Annotated in this window: 11 protein-coding genes; all 11 read left to right on the top strand. The window is 33.5% G+C overall.

Translation table 11 applies throughout. The features are described 5' to 3' along the window. Window positions 1-199 (top strand): hypothetical protein (locus IEV69_RS13930; protein WP_229741446.1); only part of this gene is annotated, 199 nt, incomplete at its 5' end. Further along, window positions 175-762 (top strand): ATPase, encoded by a 588-nt coding sequence (locus IEV69_RS13590; RefSeq protein WP_188443357.1) that lies wholly within the window; start codon window positions 175-177, stop codon window positions 760-762. The genes IEV69_RS13930 and IEV69_RS13590, both read left to right, overlap by 25 nt. Further along, window positions 746-898 (top strand): hypothetical protein, encoded by a 153-nt coding sequence (locus IEV69_RS13585; protein ID WP_188443355.1) that lies wholly within the window; start codon window positions 746-748, stop codon window positions 896-898. The genes IEV69_RS13590 and IEV69_RS13585 overlap by 17 nt, the downstream gene beginning before the upstream one ends. 195 nt (window positions 899-1,093) lie before the next feature. Further along, window positions 1,094-2,428: a serine hydrolase domain-containing protein gene (locus IEV69_RS13580; protein ID WP_188443353.1), complete on the top strand. Its 1,335-nt coding sequence runs from the start codon at window positions 1,094-1,096 to the stop codon at window positions 2,426-2,428. Between the two features lie 101 nt (window positions 2,429-2,529). After that, window positions 2,530-3,594: a ligand-binding sensor domain-containing protein gene (locus tag IEV69_RS13575; RefSeq protein ID WP_188443351.1), complete on the top strand. Its 1,065-nt coding sequence runs from the start codon at window positions 2,530-2,532 to the stop codon at window positions 3,592-3,594. A gap of 159 nt (window positions 3,595-3,753) precedes the next feature. Next, on the top strand, window positions 3,754-4,365 hold the full coding sequence (locus IEV69_RS13570) for an immunity protein Imm33 domain-containing protein (RefSeq protein ID WP_188443349.1): 612 nt from the start codon (window positions 3,754-3,756) through the stop codon (window positions 4,363-4,365). Between the two features lie 1,043 nt (window positions 4,366-5,408). Continuing rightward, window positions 5,409-6,035: a Crp/Fnr family transcriptional regulator gene (locus tag IEV69_RS13565; protein ID WP_188443347.1), complete on the top strand. Its 627-nt coding sequence runs from the start codon at window positions 5,409-5,411 to the stop codon at window positions 6,033-6,035. A 77-nt stretch (window positions 6,036-6,112) separates the two neighbouring features. Then, window positions 6,113-6,325 (top strand): YgaP family membrane protein, encoded by a 213-nt coding sequence (locus IEV69_RS13560; RefSeq protein ID WP_188443345.1) that lies wholly within the window; start codon window positions 6,113-6,115, stop codon window positions 6,323-6,325. Window positions 6,326-6,505: 180 nt separating this feature from the next. Then, window positions 6,506-7,759, top strand: coding sequence for a hypothetical protein (locus tag IEV69_RS13555; protein ID WP_188443343.1), 1,254 nt, complete (start codon window positions 6,506-6,508; stop codon window positions 7,757-7,759). An 86-nt stretch (window positions 7,760-7,845) separates the two neighbouring features. Further along, the gene (locus IEV69_RS13550) at window positions 7,846-8,637 is read left to right on the top strand and encodes a T9SS type A sorting domain-containing protein (RefSeq protein WP_188443341.1); all 792 of its coding nucleotides are present in this window, start codon (window positions 7,846-7,848) and stop codon (window positions 8,635-8,637) included. A 178-nt stretch (window positions 8,638-8,815) separates the two neighbouring features. Further along, window positions 8,816-9,391 carry a hypothetical protein gene (locus IEV69_RS13545; protein ID WP_188443339.1) on the top strand — a complete coding sequence of 192 codons (576 nt, stop codon included), beginning with the start codon at window positions 8,816-8,818 and terminating at the stop codon, window positions 9,389-9,391. Window positions 9,392-9,519: the final 128 nt, after the last annotated feature.

Below are 9,519 nucleotides of genomic sequence, written 5' to 3'. Positions count from 1 at the left end.
AGCCGAGAAACTCTCTGTCCCTTCTATTTTAGCTCTTATTATTAAATGGAAAACTACTATATTTATGGATAATAAATTAAACATTGTAAACATACGAGCCGAGACCGTTGTGCATAATGCAGAAAAATCTGTTTTCAATTCAAAATCAATTTTAAAAAAGTTAAATTTGTCGGAATGGAAACAAAAAATCTTTATATAATCTCTGGATGTAATGGTGCTGGAAAAACAACAGCATCGTATACCATTTTACCAGAAATAATCGAATGTAAAGAATTTGTAAACGCTGATGAAATTGCAAAAGGACTGTCACCTTTTCAACCCGAAAAAGTTGCGTTCGAATCTGGTCGAATAATGATAAATAGAATCAACGAACTTTTGAAAGAGAACGAGAGTTTTGCATTTGAAACGACATTATCAACAAGGAGTTATCGAAATAAAATCATTCAAGCGAAAAAACAAGGATATAACGTTACTCTATTATTTTTTTGGCTTAACAACATAGAACTCGCAAAAGAAAGAGTGAAAATTAGAGTAAAAGAAGGAGGACACAATATTCCCGAAAAAGTAATTGAAAGAAGATATTTAAAAGGAATTTATAATTTATTTGACATTTATCTTCCGATTATTGACGGAGCTTTAATTTTTGATAATTCTTTCGGAAAGCACGAATTGATTGCTCACAAAATGGGAACTGACGATTTAGAAATAATTGATTCAGAAAAATTTAAACAATTAAAAAAAGTATATGACACAAAAAGATAAACAAATCGAATTAAAAGACAAGATTGTAAAAGGACTTGAAAAAGTTTATGAACGACTTCTTGAATTCAAGAAAAATAAGAATAGCGAACTTGTAGTAATGCAAGGAGATAAAATCGTGAAAATAAAGCCGGAATAATAAGCACTATGCACAACAACGTGTATATTTAATTGCTAGTCAAGTCTTTACTCGGAAAATGATATAGATTAATCTTTGGTTCGTTTTCTTTTACTAAATTAGTGCTAAACCAACGCAACTAAACATACACGAACACGTTGGGCACAATTAAAATATTGAAACCAATTAATAATTATTGACACATCAAGCCACGAAATGATCAATTATTTACAAAAATATAGCCTTCTTTTCGTTGCATTGGGAATGATTTATGGTTGCAAAAAGGAGACTAAAATTCAGTCACTAAAAGACAAGGTTGAATCAGCAGTAAATTCAAGACAAATGCCCGACACTACCAAACAACTGGTAAGTTTTGAATCTCCAGATTGGATTACTTTGATAAGTCCAGATATTACCGAACTAAACAGACATTTTGAATATTATTTACCTACCGTTACTATAAGTAAGGAGGGTACAAAAACCAAACAGCTAGAAGAAAACCTGTCTGAAACACTGGGGCAGGAAATGCTGACCAGTCCCTTTTTTAAAAAAGAAACTACCTTAAATGAAATTTGTGCTCGTAAAGCAATAAATGGGGTGATTGTTCTTCACAAAGGAAATATTGTGTACGAACGATACCCGGATATGGATCCGAACGACAGACATATCACAGCATCAATTGCAAAGTCTTTCGTTGGTACAATAATAGCAACCCTCGCAGATCAGGGATTATTGCATGAACAAGATTCCATCACCAAATATTTACCTGAGCTCGGAGGCGCAGGTTTTGAAGGTATTACCATTGAACATTTACTGCGAATGGCTTCAGGGATTAATTGTAGGGAACATTTACCCGATATGGAAGCAATCACCAATCCTGAATCGTGTTTTTATCAACTTTTAGAACATACGGGCTTGTTTCCTGAACCCAATACTGGATTTCAAAAGGATTTTCTACAGGTCATTAAAGAATTTGGAATAGCGGAGCCTCCCGGGAAAACTTATGATTATACCGGTGCCAATTCTGTGCTCCTTGCTATGATAGCTGAACGAATTTCAGACACTCCATATCATGAACTTGTGTCCTCGATGATATGGTCAAGAATTGGAGCGGAGCAAGATGCTCTGATTACCTTGGCAAGCACGGGTATTTCCGGAAGTTATGGCCCCATGATGATGACATTAAGAGATATGGCAAGGTATGGCCTTGCGTTTACTGAGGATGCAGAAATCAAAATTGCCTCTGATCGGTATTTGAAGGAAATTAGAAAAGGTAATCATGAATTATTTCTGTCTAAGGGCGGATTTGGAGATTTAGTATGGTCTCGGCAATATGAGGACCAAGGAGCTATGTTTCAGAGCTATCATTGGGATGTTGTTTTTGAAGATGGGGATTTCATAAAACATGGTGTAGGAGGTCAGGCGCTCTATATTTCACCAGAAAAAAGATTAGTCATTGCTTTTAACAGTTCTCCTAAAACAACTATGGAGGAAAATCACAGTTTGCAATATCTAGTAAGAAGCCTAGCACTTTTAGAACAATTTAATTGAAAACATGTGCATAACAAGGTGTATAGTGCATACCCTTCGAGATACGCACCATACACTCATCGTTGGCAGTAATTTGACAAAATCAGTAATACTCGAATAAAATGAACATTAATTCTATTAAAATATTCTTACTGATTTTCATTTCGAGTACTTTTTTATCCTGCAATGGACAGGAAAAAACTGAATCGAAAATAATCAAAACCAAATCGTTTGAATTCGGAAAGACTGTATCAAATCTTGCCGATAGAATTTGGGTCATATTTCAAGATTCAAAAGAAAATTATTGGTTTGGAAGTAATGGAGAAGGCATTTTTTACTTAAAGGGTAAAGAATTAAAACAAATTACAACAGAGAATGGATTGGTAGACAATACAATCAGAGGAATTCAAGAAGACAAATCTGGAAGTATATTTATTGAAACAGCCAACGGAATTAGTAAATATGATGGGAAATCATTTGCAACACTAAAGCCAATCATTTCAACAAAAAACAAATGGAAATTAGAAGCCAATGATTTATGGTTTGGTTACAACGCAAACGACTTATATCGTTATGATGGAGATTCTCTTTTTGAATTAAAATTACCCCGAAAAGATTTAAAAAAAACATTTGGAATTGACACGCTCGTAAGTCCATTCAATAGCAACAACCCATATTCTGTTTATAAGGTAAACAAAGACAAAGATGGGAATATTTGGTTTGGGACATTCGTAGCTGGAGCTTTTCGATATGACGGACAATCATTTTTGTGGTTTGGTGAAAATGAATTGTCTATTCTTCCAAATGGCACAGCACCTGGAGTTCGTTCAATGCTTCAAGACAAAGATGGATATTTTTGGTTAAGTAATTTTATAAGTAAATATCAAATCCAACCGAACACATTGGAATATGATAAAATAATCGGAATTGAAAAAGACAACCCTTATTATTTCAATTCTGGCTTATCAGATATAAATGGCGATTTATGGATGACAAATTACGGTGGTATGGTATGGAAATATGACGGAAAAACTTTATCAGAAATTAAAATCAATAATGAAGAAAAAGATGTTTTGCTAATTACTATTTATCAAGACAATAACGGAATAATATGGCTCGGAACTGATAATGACGGAGTTTATAAAAGCAATGGAAAAAGCTTTGAAAAGTTTGAACCAAACAACTAAAAACTACTGGCAACAATGTATATAAAAAATAGGCGAAATCCTAGTAAAATCAAGGCATTTAGCTCGTATCAATGTTTGTTTTTAACTGAAAGTTTTGTGCTTCTAAATCGCCTACTTTTCATATACTAACCGTTGTGCAACATTTGAGAAAAATCAAAATTGAAACAAAAAATTAAAATATCCCGCACGGACTTAATTGCTAAATGCGACCAATATCTTAATGGAGAAATTGGCGAAAAAGACTTTGAAAATTATGCTTGGAATTTGATTTCAGAAGATTTTTTTGATTGGGATGATGAGATTATATCTGCCATTATTTTTCAATGGGATAGTCCAGAAATGAACTTTCCAATTACAAAAAAAAATATACAACTTTGGAAACATCAATTGGAAACGGACGAAAATTTATTAGAGGATTTTAATTTATGGAATGTGCACATCGACCGACAAAAGCAGATTTGTGAAAAACATCAATCCAAATGGAATCCGATAAACAAAAAACTAACAATTGGAGTTGGTTCTGACTTAAATGCCGACCCAATCCACGGATTCCGACACCCGAAGGAAAAAGGAACAACGGGTTGGTTTATTTGGACGGGAGAATATTCGGAGACGGATAATTTTTTTAAACAAATCTGTGCAGAAGAACTCCTACAAATCCGACCTGATTTAATCAAATACTTCGGACTTAATGTTGGCTACCGCTTTTTGATTGATAAAAAGGGATATGAAGATGTTTGGATTGACGAAAAACTAAAATTAACCGATTAAAAAAAACGTTGCACAACACCGGCGATAAGCTATGGCTTGTACAGGCTCACACGGAAAATCCTATCGGATTTTCCTCAGGTCTGGGTTTTGTTTGCTAAATTAGTTGCTCAATCCACGCCACAGCTCATAGCCTAACCGTTAGGCAACATTTAGCAGAACAACAGTAGAAACTAAAGAAAAGAACTTTAATTGAATAATGAGACTTTACACAAATTGTCATAATTGTAAAAAGGAGATTAGATTTTCAAGTTGGGATTCTGACAGAGTCGAATTATCAAAATCAAAAGGTAATAAAATCGAACTGACTTGTAAAAAATGTGGACAAACAGACCTTTATCATTTGAATAGAATTAAAGCGACTGAAAGTAAGATTGCACAAATCATCGGACTGACAATATTCCTTATTGGAACTCCTTTGGTGTTTTTATGGATTTAGGACTATATTTTTCAATTCGCTTACATCTATGTGATTGCGGGACTGGTTGGGGTGATTGGTGTTCCATTTATGATTTATTCTGTAATTGAAAGAGAACAAAGAAAAAAAGTAAGACAATTTAATAATTACAAAATCAGTGAGTAAGAAAAGAATAGATAGGAATTTATTAATAGGACTGATAATAATTCTTTTCAATGCATACTGGATTTGGGACAATTTATACTTGCTGTACCAGTATAATTATTCAGGACTACTTTGGCTGTTTATGTATCCAGAATGGACACTGATTTTAAATTCAGTTCTTGGACTTTTAGGAATAATAATCGGAATAAGATTAACCTTCCATAAATTGACATTGAAGAAAGGAATAATTTCAAGTGTACTTTTGATAGTCCTTGGTGAACTGATACAATTTGTGATAATGATTTGAAAGAAGAAAAACGTTGCCTAACAATGCATAATACTTTATGGCGGGTTACGTTATGAAAATGAGTATTTTAGTTTCAAATATAAATCGTCGTGGACAGGAAGATTTGTCTTTCAAAGTCCGCCACAAAGCATATGCTTCCCGTTGTGTGCAACCTATAGAACCAAAATACCATAAAGAATGGAGCTTGACAAGAAAATATTATCCTTTTTAAAACCTGATTTAGCTGATAAGATACTGCAAGAATCAAGTATAAAGGAATTCCCCAAAGGAATTGAAATTTTAAGAGAACAACAGTATGTTAAAGTATTACCTCTTGTTGTAAGTGGACTTGTAAAAGTATATTCAAGATTTGACGAGAAGGAATTATTACTCTACTATATTGAGCCTGCTCAAAGCTGTGTTATGTCTTTCTATGCTGCATTGAAGAACACTCCAAGTAAAGTGTTCGCAGTAACCGAAGAGGATTCAAGGATTATTTTAATTCCCGTTCATTTATTACCAAATTGGCTAAAAGAGTATACTGATTTCAACGAACTGTTTTATAATCAATATAACCTAAGGTATTCAGAACTTTTAGATACAATTAGTCACTTGTTATTAGATAAAATGGATAAGAGACTTTATGACTATTTGAAAAAGAAATTGGAATTGATTAATAGTAATTCAATTATAATGAGTCATAACCAGATAGCTAACGAATTAGGTACTGCCCGTGAAGTGATAACTAGAGTGCTGAAAAAACTTGAATCCGATGGGAAAGTATTACAAAAATCAGGGGAATTAAGAATTATCGCTGAGTGGTGACCACGGTCACTGCACAGCAATAAAACACCACTTACCTTTGTAACGCAATAATGCAAGATTATTTAAATTTTAAAAAAATGAAAAAAAACATGGGAACAGCAGACAGAATTATTAGAGTAATAATCGCTGCAATAGTCGGAGTTCTTTATTTCACAGGAACAATTTCTGGAACATTAGGCATTGTTCTTTTAGTACTTGCAGGTGTTTTCGTTTTAACTAGCTTGATAAGCTTTTGTCCACTTTATGCACCATTTGGAATTAAAACTTGCCCTATGAAAGAAAAGAAATAAGGCAGCACACAACACGCGGTATAAAAAATTGCCGGTTTAGTAGGTAATTCAAGGGTTGTAGCCCGCTTCAACTTTTGTGTAACTTGATAGGAAATCGCCCGCAATCGGCAACTTTTCATACCGCCATACGTTATGTGTGATGAAACAACCAAAAACACCGAGAATATAAAAAACTAATTAATGAAATACTTATTTATTATTGCTATTACTTTGCTGAGCATTGCCTGTAATACCAAAAATGAAGATCAGAAAAAGTTAGATTTTGTGGAATTTGACTTTCATTTTGATACAGAGTCAAATGAGATGCCGTACAATTTTTCTTCATATTGGGATACCCTTCCTACAATAGTCGATAGAACAGCATGGGAATTTGCCAAAATCGGAAACATAGAAAGGATGCATGAGATTTGGGATACGAAAGAATCAATTGAAATCGGACTTACGCAGGAACAACGAGATAGTTTTGGCCTCTACAAAGCAATTGATGCAATAGATTACATATTGAATGAAGCTGAAGAGCACCAAGTAGTCATCATAAATGAAGCTCATCAAATGCCCCAACATCGAATTTTTACCACCCGACTACTTGAAGGACTCAAAAGAAGAGGCTTTAAGCACTTAGGAATGGAAGGATATTTTAATACGCCTCAAGCAGATTCAATTATGCAAGCAAATGGTTATCCTATTCTTGATTCTGGATATTACACACAAGAACCTCAATTTGGCAATTTAATAAGAACTGCCTTTGATATGGGGTTCAATATATTTGGGTACGAAAGCAGTGGACATGCTAATGGGAAGGAAAGAGAGATTAATCAAGCCCGGAATATTGAATCCTATCTAAATCGATACCCCAATGAAAAGATATTAATTCATTGTGGTTTTGATCATGTGTACGAAGGAGATATGCCTAACAGTTCCATGGGTTGGGGAAAGGCGATGGCAGGGAGATTGACGGAATTTACAGGAGTCGATCCATTAACCATAAGTCAGACAATTTATTCTGAAAAGGGTAATAGGGATTACGAAAACTCGTATTATCAGATTACAGATCTAGAAAGACCTAGTGTTTTTGTCAATGAATCTGGTGAGCTATTTGGTCAGCAACGAAAGAAAACCTCTCTTGATTTACCTCCTATGGGCACATTCAGGTATGACATAGCAGTTTTCCATCCAAGAAGTAAAAAGTACGATCGTCCGCAATGGATGGTGTATGGTGATCGTAAAGAAGTGGAACTATCATTTGTTGAAGAAAATATCCAGTGCCCATGTTTGGTACTTGCCTACAAAAAAGGTGAGAAAGTCGGCAAAGCCGTTCCTTATGATATACAAGAGACGGATGATAAGAAGGTTACATTAGTTTTGGATAAATCCGACTTTGAAATTGTTATATTGAATCAGAATAATACAGCCCTAAAAGCTGAATTTAACTAGTATCATAGCATAACTTTATTTTCAAAGAGATAACCAAAAGATTATTATGGCATGGGAGATATGGTTGAATAGATGAATTAATCCAAATGAAGAATAGAATCACCACACATAACACGGCATATGCGATAATGCTCCCTATCGGTCGCACTACGCATATACTAACCGTTGCCATCAAGCTGAAAACAAATATTATGAAAAATTTACTTTTGCTGTTTCTGATCTTAATATCTTCTTTAGGATACGCACAAGAACCAAACCCTGAGTTATTTCAGACTTGGTATTTAAATTTTGTTCAATCAAGTGATCTAGGAACACCTTACGAGGTTTCAGAAATTGAGCCATCAATCACACCCAATTTAATCATACTTGAAGATTATACTTTTAGTGGCGATGGAGCTTGCAACACGTTTAGTGGTATCTTTGAATTTCCAAATGCAGAGACTATTCAAAGTTCTAATTTTTCTAATTCAAATGATGATTGTGATACAGAGGAACATAATTTTTTTGAAAATGAATATTTTTCATTTATGCAAGATGGTGGGTTTTATGAAATAACTCAAGAAGGCAGTGGTTTAGTTTTGACAATTAGCAATGCTATATTTGGGCAGGCTGTATTTAGAAATTTTACGTTAAGTACAAATGATTTTGATTTAAATAGTATTCAAATTTATCCAAGTCCAAGTAGCGATTTAATATTCGTTCAATCTAAAAATATTGATATTGATAAAATTGAAATTATAAATTCAATCGGGCAGTTGAGCAAAACGATAATCTCAAATTTCCGTTCATTCGATATTTCTGATTTACCAGTTGGTGTTTATCTAATAAAAATTTATACGCAAAATGGTATATTAAATAAAAAGATTGTCAAAAAATAAATGAAATAAAAAATGCAGAGAGCCAGATGGCAACAACGCATATAAAAAATTGCTGCTGCAGTTATTGCTCAAAAATTTTTAACTTTTAAAAAAGCAAAAGTTGCGGCGGACAAGTCCGCGCATTTCAACCCGCAACTTTTCATATGCAAACCGTTGTGCATAATGTAAAAAAATATAAATGGAAATAATCTTTATTCCTAAACACACAGCTGATGATTTGATGAATTATAACATTGAAGAAATTCAATCCAGTCATTTTGATTCGATAAAAAAAGATTTAGAATCGATTAATTCTTCCTACTCCCTAAAGGAAATAAATTTAGGAACTGGCGCTGACTGGGCACTGATTTTAGCTGTCATAGGCGGTATTTCAGGAGTTTTTATGTTAGGAGATAAAATAGAAACTGGAATTGCTGGATGGATAAAAGTCGGCAAGAGAATAAAGTCAATATTTGAAAAAACGGATAAGATTTATTTGGACATAGATGCTGCGAAGATTTTAGCATTGGAATATATTTCGCAAACTATAGAAATAAATTCATTAACAGTATTAGACACTAATATTATCGAAATTTTAGATTTAAGTACAATTTTGCTTGACAGAAAACCGACTGATTTTATTGCTAAACCATATGCAGTCTATATGTTAACTTTTAGAATTAATGAAAACATCCAAATTTTACTGAGTGTACGTTCCGATGGAAAAATTAAAGAAATATATAAGTTTAATGACGAATTCCTGCTGCCATTCTAAAAAAACACTATGCACAACACCGGCTCCTATGAAAAGCACTCGTCCTTCACTTCAAAGATAATATTTTATTTTTTCTTACTTCATAATGATGATTTTGTGGTGTTGAAATGTTGATAATTCCGAAGGAT

Source organism: Planktosalinus lacus (assembly GCF_014640155.1).
Classification (GTDB): Bacteria; Bacteroidota; Bacteroidia; order Flavobacteriales; family Flavobacteriaceae; genus Planktosalinus; species Planktosalinus lacus.
The sequence above is the reverse complement of the archived record's forward strand: the minus strand, read 5'-3'. Positions and strand labels throughout refer to the sequence as shown.

Coding starts and splice junctions, on each gene's coding strand:
- IEV69_RS13590 (WP_188443357.1), top strand. CDS start 175: ATGGAAACAAAAAATCTTTATATAATCTCTGGATGTAATGGTGCTGGA.
- IEV69_RS13585 (WP_188443355.1), top strand. CDS start 746: ATGACACAAAAAGATAAACAAATCGAATTAAAAGACAAGATTGTAAAA.
- IEV69_RS13580 (WP_188443353.1), top strand. CDS start 1,094: ATGATCAATTATTTACAAAAATATAGCCTTCTTTTCGTTGCATTGGGA.
- IEV69_RS13575 (WP_188443351.1), top strand. CDS start 2,530: ATGAACATTAATTCTATTAAAATATTCTTACTGATTTTCATTTCGAGT.
- IEV69_RS13565 (WP_188443347.1), top strand. CDS start 5,409: ATGGAGCTTGACAAGAAAATATTATCCTTTTTAAAACCTGATTTAGCT.
- IEV69_RS13560 (WP_188443345.1), top strand. CDS start 6,113: ATGAAAAAAAACATGGGAACAGCAGACAGAATTATTAGAGTAATAATC.
- IEV69_RS13555 (WP_188443343.1), top strand. CDS start 6,506: ATGAAATACTTATTTATTATTGCTATTACTTTGCTGAGCATTGCCTGT.
- IEV69_RS13550 (WP_188443341.1), top strand. CDS start 7,846: ATGAAGAATAGAATCACCACACATAACACGGCATATGCGATAATGCTC.
- IEV69_RS13545 (WP_188443339.1), top strand. CDS start 8,816: ATGGAAATAATCTTTATTCCTAAACACACAGCTGATGATTTGATGAAT.